At 29.2% G+C, this 19517-nt stretch carries 27 protein-coding genes, 1 pseudogene and 1 riboswitch; of the genes and pseudogenes, 25 read left to right on the forward strand and 3 right to left on the reverse strand.

Annotated elements, in window-relative coordinates:
* Nucleotides 1-12 precede the first annotated feature (12 nt).
* From CSPA_RS08300 to CSPA_RS08390, 25 genes and pseudogenes are all read left to right on the forward strand, one after another.
* Nucleotides 13-354, forward strand: a complete 342-nt coding sequence (locus CSPA_RS08300; RefSeq protein WP_015391786.1) for a DUF192 domain-containing protein — start codon at nucleotides 13-15, stop codon at nucleotides 352-354.
* Between the two features lie 98 nt (nucleotides 355-452).
* Nucleotides 453-3626 (forward strand): colicin E5-related ribonuclease, encoded by a 3174-nt coding sequence (locus tag CSPA_RS08305; protein WP_242838576.1) that lies wholly within the window; start codon nucleotides 453-455, stop codon nucleotides 3624-3626.
* A gap of 14 nt (nucleotides 3627-3640) precedes the next feature.
* Nucleotides 3641-4099, forward strand: a complete 459-nt coding sequence (locus CSPA_RS08310; RefSeq protein ID WP_017810756.1) for a hypothetical protein — start codon at nucleotides 3641-3643, stop codon at nucleotides 4097-4099.
* Nucleotides 4100-4846: 747 nt separating this feature from the next.
* Complete coding sequence (locus CSPA_RS08315) at nucleotides 4847-5380, forward strand: hypothetical protein (protein ID WP_015391789.1); 534 nt, start codon at nucleotides 4847-4849, stop codon at nucleotides 5378-5380.
* A gap of 503 nt (nucleotides 5381-5883) precedes the next feature.
* Nucleotides 5884-6474: an RNase A-like domain-containing protein gene (locus CSPA_RS08320; RefSeq protein WP_015391790.1), complete on the forward strand. Its 591-nt coding sequence runs from the start codon at nucleotides 5884-5886 to the stop codon at nucleotides 6472-6474.
* Between the two features lie 22 nt (nucleotides 6475-6496).
* Nucleotides 6497-6772 carry a hypothetical protein gene (locus tag CSPA_RS08325; RefSeq protein WP_015391791.1) on the forward strand — a complete coding sequence of 92 codons (276 nt, stop codon included), beginning with the start codon at nucleotides 6497-6499 and terminating at the stop codon, nucleotides 6770-6772.
* A gap of 25 nt (nucleotides 6773-6797) precedes the next feature.
* Nucleotides 6798-7043: a hypothetical protein gene (locus tag CSPA_RS08330; protein WP_241393463.1), complete on the forward strand. Its 246-nt coding sequence runs from the start codon at nucleotides 6798-6800 to the stop codon at nucleotides 7041-7043.
* A gap of 619 nt (nucleotides 7044-7662) precedes the next feature.
* Entirely contained in the window at nucleotides 7663-8037 is a 375-nt protein-coding gene (locus CSPA_RS08335) for a contact-dependent growth inhibition system immunity protein (protein WP_423219813.1), read from the forward strand.
* Between the two features lie 201 nt (nucleotides 8038-8238).
* Nucleotides 8239-8406 carry a hypothetical protein gene (locus CSPA_RS29700; protein ID WP_158399831.1) on the forward strand — a complete coding sequence of 56 codons (168 nt, stop codon included), beginning with the start codon at nucleotides 8239-8241 and terminating at the stop codon, nucleotides 8404-8406.
* A 17-nt stretch (nucleotides 8407-8423) separates the two neighbouring features.
* A pseudogene (locus tag CSPA_RS08340) lies at nucleotides 8424-8801 on the forward strand (CDI toxin immunity protein); the annotation flags it as partial.
* A gap of 137 nt (nucleotides 8802-8938) precedes the next feature.
* Complete coding sequence (locus tag CSPA_RS08345; RefSeq protein WP_015391795.1) at nucleotides 8939-9130, forward strand: hypothetical protein; 192 nt, start codon at nucleotides 8939-8941, stop codon at nucleotides 9128-9130.
* 66 nt (nucleotides 9131-9196) lie between these two features.
* Complete coding sequence (locus tag CSPA_RS29705) at nucleotides 9197-9340, forward strand: hypothetical protein (protein WP_157228421.1); 144 nt, start codon at nucleotides 9197-9199, stop codon at nucleotides 9338-9340.
* Nucleotides 9341-9371: 31 nt separating this feature from the next.
* Nucleotides 9372-9872, forward strand: coding sequence for a hypothetical protein (locus CSPA_RS08350; protein ID WP_015391796.1), 501 nt, complete (start codon nucleotides 9372-9374; stop codon nucleotides 9870-9872).
* Nucleotides 9873-9925: 53 nt separating this feature from the next.
* A complete protein-coding gene (locus CSPA_RS30965) occupies nucleotides 9926-10123 on the forward strand; it encodes a colicin E5-related ribonuclease (protein ID WP_144053552.1) in 198 nt (65 codons plus the stop codon).
* 14 nt (nucleotides 10124-10137) lie between these two features.
* Nucleotides 10138-10596 (forward strand): hypothetical protein, encoded by a 459-nt coding sequence (locus tag CSPA_RS08355; RefSeq protein WP_015391797.1) that lies wholly within the window; start codon nucleotides 10138-10140, stop codon nucleotides 10594-10596.
* Nucleotides 10597-10779: 183 nt separating this feature from the next.
* Nucleotides 10780-11040, forward strand: a complete 261-nt coding sequence (locus CSPA_RS08360; RefSeq protein WP_015391798.1) for a DUF1871 family protein — start codon at nucleotides 10780-10782, stop codon at nucleotides 11038-11040.
* 108 nt (nucleotides 11041-11148) lie between these two features.
* Complete coding sequence (locus CSPA_RS08365; protein ID WP_015391799.1) at nucleotides 11149-11646, forward strand: polymorphic toxin type 35 domain-containing protein; 498 nt, start codon at nucleotides 11149-11151, stop codon at nucleotides 11644-11646.
* Nucleotides 11647-11663: 17 nt separating this feature from the next.
* Nucleotides 11664-12335 (forward strand): tetratricopeptide repeat protein, encoded by a 672-nt coding sequence (locus tag CSPA_RS08370; protein ID WP_015391800.1) that lies wholly within the window; start codon nucleotides 11664-11666, stop codon nucleotides 12333-12335.
* A 378-nt stretch (nucleotides 12336-12713) separates the two neighbouring features.
* Nucleotides 12714-12857 (forward strand): hypothetical protein, encoded by a 144-nt coding sequence (locus tag CSPA_RS29710; protein WP_017810754.1) that lies wholly within the window; start codon nucleotides 12714-12716, stop codon nucleotides 12855-12857.
* 177 nt (nucleotides 12858-13034) lie between these two features.
* Nucleotides 13035-13163: a hypothetical protein gene (locus CSPA_RS30710; RefSeq protein WP_017810753.1), complete on the forward strand. Its 129-nt coding sequence runs from the start codon at nucleotides 13035-13037 to the stop codon at nucleotides 13161-13163.
* A gap of 21 nt (nucleotides 13164-13184) precedes the next feature.
* Complete coding sequence (locus tag CSPA_RS08375; RefSeq protein WP_015391801.1) at nucleotides 13185-13475, forward strand: hypothetical protein; 291 nt, start codon at nucleotides 13185-13187, stop codon at nucleotides 13473-13475.
* Nucleotides 13476-13935: 460 nt separating this feature from the next.
* Nucleotides 13936-14136 carry a hypothetical protein gene (locus CSPA_RS08380; RefSeq protein ID WP_015391802.1) on the forward strand — a complete coding sequence of 67 codons (201 nt, stop codon included), beginning with the start codon at nucleotides 13936-13938 and terminating at the stop codon, nucleotides 14134-14136.
* 20 nt (nucleotides 14137-14156) lie between these two features.
* Nucleotides 14157-14447: a hypothetical protein gene (locus tag CSPA_RS08385; RefSeq protein WP_015391803.1), complete on the forward strand. Its 291-nt coding sequence runs from the start codon at nucleotides 14157-14159 to the stop codon at nucleotides 14445-14447.
* A gap of 440 nt (nucleotides 14448-14887) precedes the next feature.
* Entirely contained in the window at nucleotides 14888-15037 is a 150-nt protein-coding gene (locus tag CSPA_RS30025) for a hypothetical protein (RefSeq protein WP_015391804.1), read from the forward strand.
* Complete coding sequence (locus tag CSPA_RS08390; RefSeq protein WP_242832627.1) at nucleotides 14995-15528, forward strand: tetratricopeptide repeat protein; 534 nt, start codon at nucleotides 14995-14997, stop codon at nucleotides 15526-15528. The genes CSPA_RS30025 and CSPA_RS08390 overlap by 43 nt, the downstream gene beginning before the upstream one ends.
* A 169-nt stretch (nucleotides 15529-15697) precedes the next feature.
* Here the strand turns inward: CSPA_RS08390 and CSPA_RS08395 are convergent, their stop codons facing one another.
* From CSPA_RS08395 to pdo, 3 genes are all read right to left on the reverse strand, one after another.
* Nucleotides 15698-16939: an Nramp family divalent metal transporter gene (locus CSPA_RS08395; RefSeq protein WP_015391806.1), complete on the reverse strand. Its 1242-nt coding sequence runs from the start codon at nucleotides 16937-16939 to the stop codon at nucleotides 15698-15700.
* The gene (locus CSPA_RS08400; protein WP_015391807.1) at nucleotides 16936-18192 is read right to left on the reverse strand and encodes a magnesium transporter; all 1257 of its coding nucleotides are present in this window, start codon (nucleotides 18190-18192) and stop codon (nucleotides 16936-16938) included. Before CSPA_RS08400 ends, CSPA_RS08395 begins: the two co-directional genes overlap by 4 nt.
* A 232-nt stretch (nucleotides 18193-18424) precedes the next feature.
* Nucleotides 18425-18595: riboswitch (M-box (ykoK) riboswitch) on the reverse strand.
* Between the two features lie 283 nt (nucleotides 18596-18878).
* On the reverse strand, nucleotides 18879-19517 hold the full coding sequence (gene pdo, locus CSPA_RS08405; RefSeq protein ID WP_015391809.1) for a protein disulfide oxidoreductase: 639 nt from the start codon (nucleotides 19515-19517) through the stop codon (nucleotides 18879-18881).

The raw sequence follows: 19517 nt of genomic DNA on the forward strand, positions 1-19517 counted from the left end.
AGGAGTGTATTTATGAGAGTTTTAAATAAAAATAGTGATATGCTTTTAGCAGATGAAGTTATTATAGCAAATACATTTATGACTAGATTAAAAGGGTTGATGTTCAAAAAAAGTTTAGTGGAAGGAAATGTTTTGCTGATAAAACCATGCAATTCTATTCATACATTTTTTATGAAGTTTCCCATAGATATAATTTTTTTATCAAAGGATAATGTAGTTATACACATAATTGAGAATATGATGCCAGGGGAAATTAGTCCATTCATAAAAGGAGCTACAAGTGTATTAGAATTACAATCTGGTATAATAAGGAAAACTGAAACTAAAAAAGGTGATTTATTAGAGATTTTATAAAAAAGAAATAAAAAATGACCTAAAGGAGGACATACAAGAAAAAAATAATATGCTATCCTTGTTATAGTTTGATAAAAACATAAATTTATAATTTAGGGGTGGCGGAATTGAAAAGGGGAAATGCTTTATTTAAGAAAATATACCTGGTTACAATTTTAACGATGCTATTTACAATATTATTAACAGGAATACAGGTAATGGCATCAACAAATGGTCAACAAGGTAAGGTAAATTGGAAAAGTACTACAAAAGATGAGGAAATAGATTTACCAGATGGAGTCACTGTTGATGGAGGAGTATGGAAAAGTCCTACATACTCGTCAGCGGAAGAAGATACAAGTAGTTCAAAATTAATAGGAACATTAATGAATTCAGGGGAAGAAACGGGAGCGATAATAGCAGCTTTAATGGGAGTATTAGCTATAAGTGCGTCGAAAAGCGGAGCAAATGAGACTAATATTGAGACTGTAGCATCAGGAAACGGAATATGGGTTCCAGAAACTGATAGAGAAGCAGTAACAAAGATGATAAATGATGCAGCGAGTAAAAAATACTACATAGATGAAAATGGATTTGTAAAAGCGGTAGAAGGTGCGGCTGAAGATGCAAGTAAATCAAGTACATATTCGTCAGTAATAGATAGGTTGATAAATGGAAGTAGCAAAGTAGTAATAGGTGTAGATGATGGCTGGGTATCATCAGGAGAAAATGGATTGGAAGCAAATGCTTTTGGTAGTGATGGAGGTATAACTGTAGGAGATAATCATACTCCGCAAGTTGTAATAGTAAATGGAAAAGATACAGCAGGATCAAAAGCTGATATAACATTAGCCCATGAATTAACTCACGCCTTAAGAGGAGAATTAGGACTAAAAAGTATTAATACTGAAGGGGGAGTAAACAAAGATGAAGAAGCTCATACTATTGAATTGGAAAATAAGATAAGAGCAGAGCTTGGATATGCAATAAGAACAGATGGCGATAATACTGATGGTGGAGATGGAAGCTATGGAAAGTTTAATGATGCAGCTTCGGAAAAAGATTGGTATAGCATTATAGATAAATTACAAGGGACAACAACCTTATCTGGAAATGCATACTCGAATTATTCGGAGGGTTCAATAGTTGGTATAGTAATAAAATCAATATTTAGTTCTCTTTCGGATGTATTGTTGAAAAAGAAGAAGAAAAGTAAAAAGAGTAGAAGCTCAAGTTCAAGCTATAGTGTGCCAGAATATGGTGCTGGGTTTGATTGTAATTCTGATTGGGATTGTGATTGCAGCTGGGCTTGGGATTGTCATGGAGATTGTGAATGGGTTAGTGATTGTCATAGAGATTGGACTGCATTTTGGGACACAGCTTGGAACAGTGCCAAAAAGGGAGCAAATGAAGAGACTAATAAGGTTTTGACAGGAATAGAATCTATAATGAAGAATTTTATACCAATAATATTAAATGTATTAGGATTAGATAAGAGCAATAACTTGGATGATCTTTTTAATATTGGAGGAAAAACAGATGGATGGGCTCAAGGTAAAAGTGGAGCTTGGTATTATTTAAAGAATGGTGAGAAACAAACAGGCTGGATACATGATACTGATAACAAGTGGTATTATTTAGATAAAGATACAGGAAAAATGCAAACAGGTTTAATCTATGATAGTAATTTTAAAAATTATTATTATTTAGATGAACACGGGGTTATGCAAACAGGCTGGATACAAGATGAAGGCAGTAAAGATTGGTCTTACTTTGATGAGAGTGGAGCTAGGAAAACAGGCTGGTTTAAAGATGGTGATATATGGTACTATGTAGATAAAAATACAGGAAAAATGAAAACAGGCTGGATAAATGATGATGGAAAAACATATTATTTATATTCTAGTGGAGAAATGGCTACAGGTTGGGTAAAGCAAAGTGATGGGAATTGGTATTATTTTGATGGGACTAGTGGAGAGATGGCTAAAAACAAATGGGCACAATATGCTGATAATAGCTGGTATTACTTAGATGAAAAGGGCCTTATAGTAAAAGATAAATGGGAGCAGGATAGTAATGGAAGTTGGTTCTATGTAGGTTCAGATGGGGAAATGGTTAAAAATACATGGAAACAACAAAGTGATGGAACTTGGTACTATCTTGGTTCAGATGGGCAAATGAGTACAGGCTGGCAGCAGATAAACAACAAGTGGTATTATTTAGGCGATGACGGTAAGATGAATCAATACTGGCAAAAGATCAATGGAAAAGATTATTACTTCTATTCTAATGGTCAAATGGTAACAAAATGGATGCAGGTGGATGATAAAACTTATTATTTTAATGCCGATGGAGAGTTACAACCAACAGGATGGATAAATGATGACGGAAAATATTACTTCTTAGATTCTAATAATCACCTTGAAAAAGGATGGTTTAAGTATGGAAATAGTTGGTACTATTTGGATTCCGATGGTAAAATGCAAACAGGATGGAAACAAGATGGTGATAAGTGGTATCATTTGGATGAAGATGGACAAATGCAGGTAGGTTGGCAAGAAGTAGATAACAATTGGTATTATTTTGATTCTGATGGAAAGATGGTAGTAAATGATTGGGGAGAAGATTACAAGGGTGACTGGTTTTATTTAGGCTTAAATGGTAAAATGGTAACAAACCAGTGGATAAAGTATAATAATAATTGGTACTTTTTAAGACAAGATGATGGTAGAGTGCAAAAGGGATGGTTTAGTGATGATGAAACTAAGTTATATTATTTAGATGAGTCTACTGGTAAGATGCAGACTGGAGATAGAGAAATAAACGGGAAAATGTGTCATTTTGATGAAGATGGAAGGTTTCTAAGCTTTGATGGACAAGAAAAAGGAGATGCTGAATTAGATTATTTTGCTGCAGCTTTATTGGGGGTTGGGGCTTATATACTGCTTAGAAATGGTAAGAAAATATTCTCATCAAATGTTGGAAGTGAAGCAGAAGAAGCAGGTAGTAACATTAAATTTGGGAGCGATACAAAATCTACTCAAAAGCTTTCAAATCAGATGACTCAAAGGGGGTGGACTGAAAGTACAGTTAGAGATATTGTTAGCAAACCTTACACAACTCGTGCAAGTATAAATAAGGCGACAGGCAATTCTGCAACTGTATATTATAACAAAGCAGGAGGATATGTTATTATTGATGATATCACAAAATCAGTTGTTCAAGTTAGTGATAATATAAATCCTTCTACTTGGATTCCAGATCCAAGTATAATTGACCCATTTAAACCATGATTGGAGAATATAAAATGACGAAAAGCTTAAATGATTTATTAAATTCAATAAGTGTGTTAGAGAGATCAGATACTAAATATTACAAACTGAATGATTTTCATAGTGCTTTGAACAAAATGTATGGAGAGGCAGTTGAATTAAGTGATACAATTATAACTCCATTCTATATCTGTGATTCTGGGATATTAGAGATCTATGATTACGAACTTAATATAAGATTGGTAGATCATCCTAATGAAGAATCCTTTATACTAACAAAAACTGGGAAGAAAAGTATTCATGAAATAAGCTCTGAAATTATACAGAAATTAAGTAATTGTTATTTAGAAATAGTTAAGCCACAAAGAGTTCTTTTAACGAATATGTTAGAAAAATATGTTGATTATGTAAAGACTTCTCCTGAAATCAAAGAACGAATTAGCGAATATTTACATGAGTTTGATAATGAAAAATTATATTTTGAAGTTTATTAAAATCAAAAGTAATTGAATTTTTTGCAAATATTTAGGACATATGATATCTATTTGATGATATATTATGGAGGATATTAATTTTGATTTGAATTTGAAACTGAAGTGATTTTTTTAAACGGATGACGGTTGTCTATAGATAACCGTTTTTCTTTGTGTAAAACAAATGGAAGAAAAGAAGCTTTGCCGTTGAACAGAAAAAAGAAAGATACAAATAGTTTATTTCGTACAACATAGGATTGCAATTGTATATTATAGAAGAAATTTAATATATTGAAAGAAAAAAAGATATAGAAAATACATTAAGAAAAGTATGTATATGAACTAAATACAATAATAGCAAAGTAAATTTTCAAAAAAGTATTTTTTGAAAAAGGGCATGACAAACGAATTTTTTTAAAACACAAAAGATCACAAAAATTGGAATGCTATTAAGAAACCTTGTTTGTGAAACAGGTAATTCCCTAAGAAAAAATTAACCAGCTAAACATGGAATTATACCTGATATAATGATACCATTTTTTACGAGTATAGGCTGGTGGGATATATACTAAATTATATTAAATTTGGTTAGATTCCTTTATGGAATTTAAATAAAAAACTATTTAAGATATGAAATGCATATTCCCTAACGGGCGTAGGCAGAGTAGTAAATAAGAATATTAAAAATAATAAGAAGTGTAATGTTCGTTAGAAAGATAAATAGTTTCTATCAAATGTTACAACTAGATTATACAAGGAGGATATAAAATGTTTTCAATAGAGTATTTGATATTAAAAGAAGAAATTGAGAGAGTGTCTAACATCACAAATATTAAAGAGTTTGATACAGAGTTAAACACTATAGAAGGACAAATTAGTTTAAGTTTTAATGATGAAATAGAAGGATTTGTAGATAAAGACATACCTTATGCAGATGAATTATTGTTTACCTGGTTTAAAAGATTAAATAAGGTTTTGATTTATTTACAAACGAATGAATTTGTGGCACTAAGTATACCTGAAAGGGATAATGTCTGGTTTGAGTTTAAGAGAAAAGAAAATTTATTAGTAATTAATAAAGTTAAATCTGAACAGCAAACTAGTGTATATGATTTTGTTACAATAACACCAATAAAAAATATTGGAGTATTATGGCAGGAAGTAATTGTTATGGAAGAATTCTATAACAAAATAATTAATAAAACAAAGAAATTGCTTAATGATATTAAGTCGTATAATGCTATACTTGTGAATTCATTAGAGTATAAGGAGTTAAAAGAAATATTAGAAAAAGCACAATAATTCTAATATACTTATTTTAAATTTAAATAGTATTGAGAATATGGTGTTTCTAGGAAATACAATTAATAGGTATTAATATATTACTAAAAATTTATTCAATATCTCGAAGATATTAGTTTGAAAATATAAAAATATTCTGCATAATTAGACTTCTGTATTAATTTTGGTAGCAACAATAAGAAAAATATATTTTAAAAGCTGTAACAATTATTAAAAATAGGTTTCAATGCTTGTTGCTATTGAAATATATATAGCTTTGTAAAAGTTTTTTATGTCTGATTCAAGTAAAAAGTAAAATTCTAATGGATGCCATAAAGGTGTCTATTAGAGTTTTTTTTCAAGGTCTAACTTGGATACAATAGGATATAGCTTAGGCGTACTTTGGACGTAGGAAATTTAGTAAAATAAATGATTTGGTTGTATGAACAGTTTGCTATGATCTAAATCTACTCAATTTGTGACCTATATACAACATAAATATAAAAATTCAAGACTAACATTGTATGACATCTATACCATGGGGTGGATTTGGTACATTACTTAAAATAGGACTAATTAAGGCCGGAGAAAAAATAATTGTAAAACAAGCAGAAAAAGAAGTAATTAATACAGTAGATAAAGAAATAGTGAATAAATTAGATAAAGAAATAGTTGAACAATTGGGTAAGGATGCTACTAAGGGGGTAGGTAATCCTAAGATAATACGTAGTGTAGGCAATGATATTCTTGATATAATGGAAAGTAATGGTGGCCATACATTAGAAAAACATGTGTCTAAATCTAATGAAGATTTGATAAAAAGAGCCATACAGGAAGATGTTGAAGCTGCTACATGTTATACTAATAAAAGTACTGCAACAAAAGCTGTACAAGAAAATTTAAGAAAAAATGCTGATGAAATTTCTAAATGGTTAAATGAAGAAAGCACTGGTAAAAAGATTTTTGATGTTGAACATGAATATAGTATAGGAAAAGGTGTATTAGAAAATAGTAAACAAGTTATGTATAATTTATCAAAATCAAGAGTAGTTTTAATAAGAGATAGTTCTTCAGAATTAGGGTTTAGGATACTAACATCTTTTCCGTTGCCATAAAAATTATATGAGGAGAGTTAGAATGATTGATGAAAAACAATTAAATAAATTAAGATATTTTCTTGAATGCTATTTTAATGTAAGTGCTGATTATTCGGAATTAGATAGTCTTATTAAAGAGTATAAGAAAATTGAAAACAGAGAATACATTGAGGATTTAAAAGAGGAAATTAAATTAGCATTGTTGGCCAATAATATAGAATTTCTTAGAGGCTTTATAAAAAAATATGGTATGAGAAACATAAAAAATGATGATAAAATCATATGGCTTTTGAATAACATAAGAGATAATATTTAAAACTATATTTCACCTAAAAATTATTATGATTATGATATATAATGAGTGGATTGGAATGGAGAAAGAGTTATTATTTGAAAATATTGAAATAGAAGCATATATCCATGGAAAAGTGTTATATACTAGCGAATTATTAACAAGATCTATATATGATGATATTTGTTATTTTAAAAATGCTACAGATGTATGTATAAATAGAGATGTTGAATGTTTAGAGAAAGTAAGAGATATAGCTTTATATGACAAAGATTGGAGATGTTGCTATAGCTAACAAGTGAAGGTTTATTGAAGAATAAAGATAGAAAAGTATTTATAAAATAGTTATCTATATGAGTTAAGAATTACTAAATAAGCTCAAAACTTAATGAATATTTATAAGTAAACCAACTGAATAAAGAAAGAAATTTGAGGAATAAAATAGAAAGAATCATATTAGTTATCAATTTTACTGTATAATAATAATTCTGTAGTAAGTCTGCAGTTAACTGAGAGAAAAATATACTATAAAAGTAACAAACAGCTATCAAAAGAGGTTTCAATGCCGATTGCAATAGAAACATAGGTCCTTCTGTAAAAACTTCTTTTAGTCTGATTTAAGCTAATAACAAAATTCCAATGGATACTGTAAAGGTATCTGTTGGGATTTTTTTGAAGGTCTAACTTGGATACGATAGGACATAGCTTGGACGAACCTTGGATTTGGGAAATATAGTGAAATAAATAGTTTTGGCGTATAGATCTAAGTTTAAAGGTAATTCAGCTATGGAAAAAATATTAAATAATAAAATAAAGAATGAAGAATTCATATGCTGATATAAATAAAATAGAGGAATTGTTTAAACTATTTGGGGGTATAGATAATGTAGAGTAGTAATGAAACAATAAGTAAAATTTTAAATGTAAAGAGTGAGGAGATAGATATAAAATGTGAGTTGGATAAATGGTATGTTATGTTGCTAAATAAGACAATAGAGGAAATAAATATTAGTGATATTTCCAGAATGCTAAGACAAGATATATTGATAGCTGTTAGTAAGTCAATAGAAATTTTAAATATAAATCCATTAGCTGGAGAGATGTATGATGGACAATTATTAGAGTTACTCTATTCAGTAGATTTAAACAAATATAAAGAATATGTTAATAAAATTAAAGATATTCTCATAAAGATAAAAAATAATATAGATAGCTTTGAATGGATATGTACTGATGATTCTAAAGAATATTTAGAGATTTTAGAGAAATATTTGAAAAAAATTAGTTGAATGATTATTAATGTTTATATGGAAACTTCAATAGATAATAACAACTTGTCTATTGGAGTTTTCCTTTTTTGTATGCCAATAGTATATAATTATAGATATATATTTATGACACCTAGTGCGATTAATCTATGAGTAAGCCGGAAAAAAAGAGTTTGAAATTGAGGTGATTTAGATGCAGATTCAAAACCTTACATTGGATGAGTGGAAATTGGAGTAGGTAAAATTGTTGGAAGACAGTCAGCTGATGGTAAAGTAAGATGGAGATTAGATTTTTCCCATGAAGAAGGTCCTAATGCCACAAAATTTGCGATCCCATTTGAAGGCGATATTAGTTCAGTTGAATTGATATTTAAGTATTTAAATAGTTAGGAGAAAAATTATATGAAGAATGCTTAGTAGCTCTAGGGAATAATGCTCAGGCTATGAGTAGAAAAGAAACAAAAGATATTTTTGGAGAAATGATTGGTTATTTTTCGATGACTTCTTGGGGAAGGATAGATTTAAACAAAATTAATAGGAAAATAAGAGCAGATTCAATTCATGAAGGAATTAATAAGCTTAAGGAAGAAAACTTAATAGATAGGGATGTATATATACTGTGGGATGAAGCATCATTACCAGCTATTAAGACAGAAATTGAAAGTGTTATAAATGTAATATATGATATTACTGCAGTTAGTTTTGATACATGGATTTTTTGTCCATCAAAGAAATACTTGATAGAGTTTTATCATGAACATGAAATAACTATATGTCTTAAATAGTTGCATTTTAATGACTTGGGTTAATGAGCTTGAAAAATGCTTACTATATTTTTAGAGAAGGTGAAGGTTATTTCTTATTGGATTTAACTACAGATTTATTAAGTCCTAAAAAGCCATAATAATGGGGGTTTTAATATATGAATTTAAGTGTTGAAGAGGCTTATCTTGCAATGGTTGATTTTTTAGAAAAATATTATGAAAGAACTAATTCTGATGATATTGGTAGTTTGTTAAGTAATATGATCCTTATAAAAAAAGAAACTACAGCAGACCCAGCTACTTGGGAGGATTGGTTACAAGCTATTGATAATATAAGGAATAAAAAATAATAATTAATTTAGAAAAATAGCATTACTAATAGAAATTAAAGTTATTTAATTGTAAACGTCAAAGAATTGATATGTAGTAGTATAAAATTAAATGATAAAGGAACAGTGAAACCAAGCTTAGATACAGGTGGTCAATTAACATCATGGATTCAAATTTATACTGATTCAAAAGGAAATTTGATTACAACATATCCAGTTATAGCACCTTAATATACTATAAATGAAAGGATACAAGATAATTATGTTAGATAAGGAAATTATTTTATGGGATGAGTGTATTGAAATATTTAAAAAAGTAAGTAATAAAAGGCTAAATGAATTTTTAGATGAGATGGTGTTATTTATTACTAAGCACAAAATGAGTTTTAATGAAGTTGCAGATTTGAATTTTTTAGAGTTTATTTGCAGTATTGATTCTAATAAATTTATTATAGGAACAACTGGTGATAACTTTGAGGGACTTTCTAAAAAGTACATTAATACTAAACAACCAACTCTAAGAGAAATATTGAAAATTATATCTAATACAATTTGGGACTTAACAACAATTACAACAGATGAAATATGCCCACATTGTAAAAGTGATAATTTGAGAATATTAACTGATTTTAAAAAAGAGAATATTTATAAATCATGTGAAACATGTTTTTGGATTGAATGTAATGGGAAGGCGTATGTAAGGCCACAAGATCTTTTCCCAGCTGACAAAGATATAATATCAAGGTTAAAAGAAAATACATAAAACTAAATGCATAATAATTATTAAACTGAGTTCATAAAAAATAAAATGATTCAATTTATTATAAGTATACTTACACAACTCGTGAAAGTATAAATAAGGCGACAGGCAATTCTGCAACTGTATATTATAACGAAGCAGGAGGATATGTTATTATTGATGATATCACAAAATCAGTTGTTCAAATTAGTGATAATGTAAATCCTTCTGCTTGGATTCTAGATCCAAGCAGAATTGACAAATGTAAACCATGATTGGAGAAGGTAAAATGACAGAAAGCTTAAATGATTTATTAAACTCAATAAGTGTGTTAGAGAGATCAGATACTAAATATTACAAACTGAATGATTTTCATAGTGCTTTGAACAAAATGTATGGAGAGGCAGTTGAATTAAGTGATACAATTATAACTCCATTCTATATCTGTGATTCTGGGATATTAGAGATCTATGATTACGAACTTAATATAAGATTGGTCGACAGCCATAATAAAGAAGCCTTGATATTAACAAAAACTGGGAAGAAAAGTATTAATGAAGTAAATCCTGAAATTGTACAGAAATTAACTAATTGTTATTTAGAAATAGTGAAACCACAAAGAGTTCTTTTAACGAATATATTAGAAAAATATGTTGATTATGTAAAGACTTCTCCTCAAATCAAAGAACGAATTAGCGAATATTTACATGAGTTTGATAATGAAAAATTATATTTTGAAGTTTATTAAAATCAAAGGTAATTGAATTTTTTGCAAATATTTAGGACATATGATATCTATTTGATTATATAGTATGGAGGATATTAATTTTGATTTGAATTTGAAACTGAAGTCATAACGGCTTGGGGAAAAGCTGATTTTGATGATAATATGATAGAAATAGTGAATAAATTTTAGGGGAAGTAAGAGAATATGAAAGATATAATAATGACAATAATAAATGATTGGGATCCTATTGGATTATTTCCTATGGCTCCAACCGATGAATATATTTCAGAAATAGAAAAAATACAGGAAGTCCTAAAATCAAATAATTATATGACAATAGGGCAATTAGCATTTGAGATAAATAATATTTTTTTAAAAACATTTGGTGATGAAGTATATACAAAAAGTTTAAATGAATGTAAAAAGATAGCAGCAGAAATAATTAATAAAGTTGATGAAAAATAAACATATATAAGGGGTGAGAGGGGAACTTCAATATGTTTTGGTTCTGATGGTAAAGCTGTTTTATGTGATGATGGTATAGCTGAAAAGGATGAAACGATTGAGAATATTATGACTTCCATACCATGGGGTGGATTTGGTACATTACTTAAAGTAGGACTAATTAAGGCCGGAGAAAAAATAATTGTAAAACAAGCAGAAAAAGAAGTAATTAATACAGTAGATAAAGAAATAGTGAATAAATTAGATAAAGAAATAGTTGAACAATTGGGTAAGGATGCTGCTAAGGGGGCGGCTGGAGCTATAACAGTAGATTCAGAAGCATTATTTATTAAATACGAAAGACATATATTCTCTGCAGACCATATTAAGCAGGGGATAGAAAATCTCCGGAATAGCAGAAAAGAGATATATGATAATTTTGTGAATATAATAAACGAAAATAAAAGTAAATTAATACAAGGAAATAATCAGTTAAGAACCGTCATTAACGGCTATGAAGTAGAAATTAAGGCTTTCGTTAAAGATGGAAAAGTAGCGAGTATAGATGGACAAATAGGGTATTCAAATTGGAAGCCAGGTAGCGTAAATATAATAAATGTAGGATAATAAGGAGATGTAGGGATATGGATATTGAACAACTGCGTAAAAATATTAAGAGTCTTAGTGGTTCTAAACAAATTGAAAATTTCAATAATTTTAAAAAGATTGAAGAAGATATAGAAAGCTTTTTGAATGCTGAGCCAGGCAATATTGAGGTTTGGTTAAGACTTGCTATTCTACAATTACGTACGAATCTAAATGATTTAGAGAAATGTGAATTTTGCCTTAGAAAAGTTTTATTCTATGCCAATAATAATATGGATGCGCTAATATTATTGGCATTTGTACAATTATGGTGGCTTGGTGGCTTGGATAAGGAGATAAAAGAAAAACTTATGGCTTTAGAATGTTCAGACTGTGAAGTGATGTCTATGAAGTATTATATTCTTGCTTGGCACTATTATGATGATGATATCAGAAAGGCAGAGGAAATGTTTTTAAAGTCTATAGAAAAATACTCTTACCATGTAAATAATTATGCAGATCTAGGAATATTGTATATAAGTATGAATGAAGCTGAAAAAGGTAAGAAACTTATAAGTATAGCAATTAATAATGTTAAGTGTATATGCGATACAAGTAATTCTAATGTTGAAGTCTATGATGTTACAAATTTAGATGACTATATTAATGAGAGAATTAAGGGTGTATACATGGAAAAGGGTAACTATCTGAGCTTAAAAGAAAAATTATAGAAAAATGGATTATAAAATTTTTAATATCATACTACAAAACAAGGGTAAGACTGACTACAAAACTTATGAAAGCATATTTAAGATTCATAAGCTATAATATTATTAATATAAATTGCTAATCAAAACATAAGATATACTGCATAATAATAAATCTGTAGTGAGCAGATGAACAAAGATTAAATCAATGTTAAAATGGTAGTAATAGTAAAAACTATTGCTACCATTAACTTTTGTAACTACAGTTTCAGCCCTTAGGGGGCGGTTGAAGCTGAGGCTATTATTGCTAGGCTAAAAGAACTTGGAGCAACAGATGAAGCAATTTCCTTAATACAAAAATCTGAGGGAACAGCTGGTTTAGAGAGGCTAGAAAACTTATTAATGAAATATTATCCATGTGATGATATTGTTACATTGAGTAAATATGGAATAAGTACTGCAGAATATGAGGCTAAAGGAATAACCAATTCAAAGGTTCTTGAAAATGTTTCACGAATGCTTAATACTGAGGATTCATGCGTGTAACTTTATAGGTCAGTTGGTGCAGATGAATATGCTGACCTATAAAGTACTGGACAGTTTAATGTAGTACCAGGAGCTTACTCAGGAAAACAATTTGGTTTTAATTTTGATGAAATATTAAAATTAAGTTATGGACTTAAAGATACTGTTGCAATTTTAAAAATTAAGATACCAAAAGAAGTGTTTATTAAGTTTGATCTTACTTCAGTTGATACAATTACTCTAAAAAGTGGATCATTAACAGTTGAGGAAGGAGATTTATTAAATCTTCTTAATAAAAATATAATAGAGTTGGTTCAAGTATTTTAATAAGAGACAGGAAGTGAGATCATGTTGGAGTTTATTGCAGAAATATATTTATTTAATGACAATGGAGGTGCTATGGTAGGGGATGGATGGTCTGGAATGATGCCCTCTTTTAATATGGGTGATGAGTTTATAATGTCAAGAATATTAAGTGATAAACCACTAACAAAAGAACAGTGGCATGAAGTCATTATACAATTACCCTTTGGAGACGAGGATCAACAGGTAAAAGAAAAACTTAAGAATGGTTATGAATTCAAATTAAACTTTGGTAGAAGGATACTTGGTAAAGGTGTTATTACATGTATTTATTAGGTAAAGTTAGAGAAAAACTATATCTAAAATTATTTTATACTTAGTAATTATCTTAAATAGAATTAATATCTAAATACAAAAATATACTAGGTATTTACATAGTATTAAAGTAATAGAAACTTAATAAAAGTATGGTTAGAGAATTGCTGCATAATGTTAATTCTGTAGTGAGTAGATGAACAAAATTTAAATCAATGTTAAAATGGTAGTAATAGTAAAAGACTGTTATTGCCATTTGTATTTGAAACTACAGTTCAGCCCCAATGGGGCGGCTGAAGCTGAGGCTATTATTAGCTAGGCTAAAAGAACTTGGAGCAACAGATGAAGTACAAGTGATTCATATGTAGACCTTTATAGGGCTGTTGGTGCAGAGGAATTTACAGATAAAAAAAGTACAGGCACGTTCAATCCTAAGTCAGGTGGAAACGGAGGATTTGCTGGAAAGCAATTTGGATTTTTAATGGATGAAATATTGAAACTTAGCGATGATTTTCCAGACAGTGTTGCAATTTTTAAAGAAAGAACACCTAAAGAAGTATTCATTAAGTTAGATTTCAATGCGGTAGATACACGAATATTAAAAAGTGGGTCTCTAACTGTTGGGGAGGATGTCTTAGGTTTATTCAATAAATCATTAATAGAGGTAATGCAAGTATATTAGAGTAAAGAGGTGGTTTCATTTTGTTAGAATTTATAGCTGAAGTATATTTTTTTAAAGAAAATAGCGGAGCTATGCCAGGAGATGGGTGGCCTGGAATGATGCCTTCATTTAATATGGATGGCGAACTGATAGCTTCAAAAATATTATGCGATGGGCCACTTGCAAAAGAACAATGGCATGAAGTAATCATGCAATTGCCATATGGTGATAGGTTTGAAGATATAAAAGGAATTCTAAAAAATAATTATGAGTTTAAGCTAAATTTTGGAGGAAAAGTATTTGGTAAAGGAATAATAAAATATATAGATTGATAATTCCTTTAAGTCACTACAAATTTTAGGCAAAATTTACTGCATAAAAATTTGATTTTCATGTAAGGAGATAGATTTTAAGGACAGCAGTGAAAATATGCAAGAACTTGAGGGCTTTACCTTCTGGTATTTTGATTTTTAATATTGGTGGTTATAGTGATTAAGGATCTAATCAAGTTATATTTTCAAAAGTTACTAGTATTATAATTAGGTTGTTAGTTGCAAAACAAGATAACATTGATTTGGAGGAATTAAAAACTATTGTCAGAAATGAATTGGAAAAATCATTAACTGATATTTAATTAAGTGTAGGTATACATTTTTAAGTTCACTTACTACTAACAGAAAAATAAGTAAGCTGCAGTATTACTCTGTATAGTGATAAAATAGTATTCGAACTAACAATAAATATGTTTATTAGAGGAATAGGAAGTATTTGAATGATAGAAGGCAAAGAATTAGAGTTAGCTATAGAAGAATTTAATGTATTAAAAGCGGAAGAATTAATAGAAGCTGCACTAAAAGATGATGACAAGAATATTGAATTGTGGCTAAAATTAGCAGTTACAGAGTTTGTGTGCCACTTGTAGATTATGTAAAATGTCTTGACTGTATAGAGCATCTGTATGAAATTGATAAAAATAATATATATGCTTTAATTATAGAATGCTGTGTGTATCAGTTTCATCTGGGTGGAATTGATGAGAAGTTATTTCGTAAGCTTAATAATATAAATGATGACAATAAAAAAACAATGTCTATTATTAAATATATAATGTCATGGTATTATAGAGATAATGATGAAAAAAATATGATTAGTTTATTGGAAGAATCCATAAGTCTATATGATAGGTATGTATCAAGCTATGAAAAATTAGGAAAAGTCTGTATAAAGCAAGGTAATATAATAGAGGGGAAGAAACTAATAAGAAAAGCGTTAAATAATATAGAATTAATTTATGATAAAGATTCCATAGTAGATTTTACAGATTTTAATGAGTATATAGCTGAAAATGTTATAGGAATTCATTTAAGTAGTTTTAATAAAGAAAGAATAGAAAAAATATATAACAACTGTTAAAATTGTAGAAGAGTAGCTGATTAAGTATAGTTTATTTAATTTAGTTGCCGTAAAAATATAATTGAAATATTAATGGTTAAATAGTGAATAATAACAATTTACTACAAAAGTGGTAGCAAGTCACAATGTGAACTGCTACCACTAAAATTTTGATTTTAAAGTTATTCTATTAACCAATTAATTGGGATGCAAATAAAATTACAGAAAGAGTAATAATAAATAGTACAGTTGCCCAAGAAATAATATTTTGCACTTTTGTATTAATGTGTTTACCCATTATTCTTTTATCATTAATTAATATTATCATAAAGGTTAATATTATTGGTGATAGTAATCCTGCTATTTGTTGAGTAGCAAGTATAATATCAATAAGTGATATACCTGGAATTAATATAAATAACGCTCCAAGAATTATTATACCAGTATATATTCCAAAGAAAGCAGGGGCATCCTTATAGTCATTATCGACACCACTTTCCCAACCAAAGGCTTCACATATTGCATAGGAAGTTGATAGGGGAATAACGGCTGTAGCTAAAACAGAAGCTCCAAATAAACCTGCACCAAAAAGCATAAAGGCAGCATCACCAGCTAGTGGTTTTAAGGCAAGAGCTGCTTCTTCGGCACTATTTATTGATATTCCAGCTTTATAAAGAGTCACCGCTGTACATACAATTATAAAAAATGCTACTGCATTACCCCAAAAGGAGCCTAAATAAACATCAAGTTTCTCATATTTATAATCTGAAAGGCTTAATTTTTTATCAACTATTGAGGATTGTAAATAAAATTGCATATAAGGTGTTATAGTTGTACCAATCATACCTATAAAAGTAAGTAGGAAACCTGAATTTAGTTCAATTGTAGGAGTTGCCATTGATCTAAAAACATTACCCCAATCTGGTTTTGTTAAAAAAGCAGATATAATATAAGTAAAAAATACAAAGGTAAAAAGTAAGAAGATATTTTCTACTTTTTTATAAGAACCTTTAGTGACAAGAAGCCATATAGCTATTGATACTATAGGTATTGAAATAAATTTACTTATACCAAATAATTCTAAACTTGCAGCAATACCTGCAAAGTCTCCAAATACAACTCCCATGTTGGCTATAAGCAAAATACTCATTGCAAAAAAAGTTAATTTAACTCCAAATTTTTCTCTAATCAAGTCAGATAAGCCTTTACCTGTTACTACTGCCATTCTAGCATTCATTTCTTGAATTACTGCAAGGCTGAAGGTGATTAAAAGTAATCCCCATAACATTTTATAGCCATAGCTAGCTCCAACAGTTGCATAGGTTGTAATTCCACCCGCATCATTTCCAGCATTTACAGTTATTAAGCCTGGTCCGATAATTGTCATAATAAAGAATAATTTTTTTGATTTTCCTGAGAATACTTTTTTCATAATACAACCCTCCTTAATTGTTTGTATTCGTGAATACTATCATTTAAGGATACTACACCAACTAAATAATTTTCTTCATCCATAACAGGAACACAAACAAGATTGTACTTATGCATTAGGCTGATTGCATCTTCTATTTCATCAGTATCGTGTAAACTTTGAGGTCTAGTATTCATAATGTTATAAAGTTTATCATTTTTATTTGAAGTAATAAGAGAAAATAAAGAAATCATGCCTATAAGATTTTCTTTATCATTTGTAATGTATATATAATAGCCTTCTTCATCATCAGGTGTATTATCTTCAATCCATTTCAACACATCGCTTACAGTTAAATCAGGTAGAAAAGTTAGGAAATCCTTTGACATTATACTTCCTACAGTTTCTTTTTCGTATTCCATAAGTTCTCTGATTTCGTCTTGACTTTCTTCATCTAAATGAGTTAATAACTTTTCAGCTCTGTCTTCTTCTATTTCTTCTAAGATATCAGCTATTTCATCAGATGGCATTATTTCAAGAATATCAGAAGCTTTTTCGTCAGACATGGACTTTAAGATATTTACTTGGACATCAGTTTCAATTTCTTCAAGAACTTCAGCAGCTTTTTGATTATTTAAACTGTGGAATAATATATCTCGACTTTTAGTATCAAGATCTTCGATTATATCTGCAATATCAGCTGCATGTAAAGTTTCAATTTTATTTGCAGGCATATGAAGCTGCAAATTATTAATATCTGTGGATAGAGTTTGAACATCATTCCAAATAATTAATTTATTTCTTAATCTATAATTAAAAGTTTCTATAACTTTAATAAACGGATACTCAATACCAAGTCTTCTAAGTAAACCTCTTGTACCTATATCAACAGCAACAATTTGCCAGAGAGAATTTATGTTTCCAAGTCGCACATCATTTACACGCTCAACTTTTCTACCATTAATATCTACTATTTGCTTGTCTAAGAAATCTCTTACTAAAAAAACATCTTTTTCATTTGGAAATTTCATTACAAGACTTTCACTGTTAATTTTAATATAATATTTTTCTCTATCATCTTTAAAAACATCAAGCGCTTCAGCAGATATATAAAAGGATTTTCTGCCGCTAATAATTTGTACATAAACTATTGTTGGTTTTTCTTTGTTAAAGTCTAAAACGAAGTCCTTTAACTTACCAATAGTTTGATCTGAAATATTATGAACCTCTTTATTGAGAATTTTACTGAAAAAGAAATTTGTTGTTCTTTTCATGTACTTCACCCCTTTAAATTAGGGCATCAAAAGGGTATCCAAATTAATGCCCATAAAAATAGTATTACTTGAACTTAAATAAAAATACATATTATCCTCATCCGTATCATTATCATCCATTTGGATACACCTCCTTAAAAAATAAACCCCTTCACTTAAGGTGAAGGGGTAGTAATCTAAATAAAAATCATATAAATGCACATAAAATGCCTATACTAATATTAATTTTGATGTTTGCCTTCACTCGTTGAGTTTTAGCACTATACAGCATAGAAAAACTAAAGTTTTCGGCTACATTAAGTAGAACCTTAATCCGGTAATACCTGTTGACCCATTGGCGTCTTTCGACGTTTCCGGGCAGCAGCATGTATCTGTATAGGAGCCTCACCTAACAAAGTTTCAATTTTCTTGATAATTTTACTACTATATATAATGTTTAGTCAAGTGTATCTTTGTTAATATTTAATTAAATAAGGCACATGAAAGTAAATAACAAGTCAAAAGTTTCTATGCATATTTTTCATCAGGCAAGGAGGCAAATTGCTCTTATAGCGAGCTATTAGGGCAATTTGCCGACGTAGAATGATGGAAAATAGGCTAGAAAATAGACTTGTTATTTGTTTGAATGTGCCAAAAATAAAAGCAAGGAAAATTACTGTTTTCCTTGCTTTATAATAAGTCTATTTTTAAATTGATTCTATTGTATTTAAGAATTCTTGTATTGGTTGATTTCCAACTAGCTCATACTTATCATTAATGACAATTTTAGGTACACTTGATACCTTAAAGCGAGAAGACAAATCTCTAAAAGTTTGAGCTTCAATCATTTCTGCTTCAATATTTTCATTCATTAATGCAAGCTTATTAGCTGTTTGAACTGCACCAGGGCAGTGAGGGCAAGTTAGTGTAACAAAGACTTTGATATTAACAGGTTTATCTATTGCCTTTATTCTAGCTACTATACTTTCTGGAAGACCCTTTTGAGCTCCAGAAACCTCTAATATAGTACTAATAAAGGAATTTATTTCATGCCCAGCAGGTACTCCATTGAATTTAATACCTAGATAGTTTCTTTTTGCATCTAATAAAACCAAACTTGGTGCTAATTTTACGTTATATTTATCAGCTAAATCAGCATTATCTGCTAAAGTATATTTTTCTAAGTGGATTTTATCACTTAGCGCTTCAATTTCATCTACAAAATCTATAGTTGCAGCGCAACTGTCACAGTTGTTATCTGTAAATAAAAGTATATTCACATCATCAACTAAATTACTAAATACATCTTTTAATTGCTCTTCTAATTCTTTATTAAAAAGTTTCAT

Source organism: Clostridium saccharoperbutylacetonicum N1-4(HMT) (genome assembly GCF_000340885.1).
In the GTDB taxonomy this organism is placed as follows: domain Bacteria; phylum Bacillota; class Clostridia; order Clostridiales; family Clostridiaceae; genus Clostridium; species Clostridium saccharoperbutylacetonicum.

Bases quoted from the DNA above. Each gene is read 5' to 3' on its own strand.
- CSPA_RS08315 (WP_015391789.1), top strand. From the start codon at position 4,847: ATGTTTTCAATAGAGTATTTGATATTAAAAGAAGAAATTGAGAGAGTG.
- CSPA_RS08365 (WP_015391799.1), top strand. From the start codon at position 11,149: ATGACTTCCATACCATGGGGTGGATTTGGTACATTACTTAAAGTAGGA.
- pdo (WP_015391809.1), bottom strand. From the start codon at position 19,517: ATGAAACTTTTTAATAAAGAATTAGAAGAGCAATTAAAAGATGTATTT.
- CSPA_RS08300 (WP_015391786.1), top strand. From the start codon at position 13: ATGAGAGTTTTAAATAAAAATAGTGATATGCTTTTAGCAGATGAAGTT.
- CSPA_RS08370 (WP_015391800.1), top strand. From the start codon at position 11,664: ATGGATATTGAACAACTGCGTAAAAATATTAAGAGTCTTAGTGGTTCT.
- CSPA_RS08375 (WP_015391801.1), top strand. From the start codon at position 13,185: ATGTTGGAGTTTATTGCAGAAATATATTTATTTAATGACAATGGAGGT.
- CSPA_RS08330 (WP_241393463.1), top strand. From the start codon at position 6,798: ATGATTATGATATATAATGAGTGGATTGGAATGGAGAAAGAGTTATTA.
- CSPA_RS08325 (WP_015391791.1), top strand. From the start codon at position 6,497: ATGATTGATGAAAAACAATTAAATAAATTAAGATATTTTCTTGAATGC.
- CSPA_RS30025 (WP_015391804.1), top strand. From the start codon at position 14,888: ATGATAGAAGGCAAAGAATTAGAGTTAGCTATAGAAGAATTTAATGTA.
- CSPA_RS08395 (WP_015391806.1), bottom strand. From the start codon at position 16,939: ATGAAAAAAGTATTCTCAGGAAAATCAAAAAAATTATTCTTTATTATG.
- CSPA_RS08310 (WP_017810756.1), top strand. From the start codon at position 3,641: ATGACGAAAAGCTTAAATGATTTATTAAATTCAATAAGTGTGTTAGAG.
- CSPA_RS29710 (WP_017810754.1), top strand. From the start codon at position 12,714: ATGAAATATTATCCATGTGATGATATTGTTACATTGAGTAAATATGGA.
- CSPA_RS08380 (WP_015391802.1), top strand. From the start codon at position 13,936: ATGGATGAAATATTGAAACTTAGCGATGATTTTCCAGACAGTGTTGCA.
- CSPA_RS08345 (WP_015391795.1), top strand. From the start codon at position 8,939: ATGAATTTAAGTGTTGAAGAGGCTTATCTTGCAATGGTTGATTTTTTA.
- CSPA_RS08360 (WP_015391798.1), top strand. From the start codon at position 10,780: ATGAAAGATATAATAATGACAATAATAAATGATTGGGATCCTATTGGA.
- CSPA_RS08350 (WP_015391796.1), top strand. From the start codon at position 9,372: ATGTTAGATAAGGAAATTATTTTATGGGATGAGTGTATTGAAATATTT.
- CSPA_RS08355 (WP_015391797.1), top strand. From the start codon at position 10,138: ATGACAGAAAGCTTAAATGATTTATTAAACTCAATAAGTGTGTTAGAG.
- CSPA_RS08400 (WP_015391807.1), bottom strand. From the start codon at position 18,192: ATGAAAAGAACAACAAATTTCTTTTTCAGTAAAATTCTCAATAAAGAG.
- CSPA_RS08320 (WP_015391790.1), top strand. From the start codon at position 5,884: ATGACATCTATACCATGGGGTGGATTTGGTACATTACTTAAAATAGGA.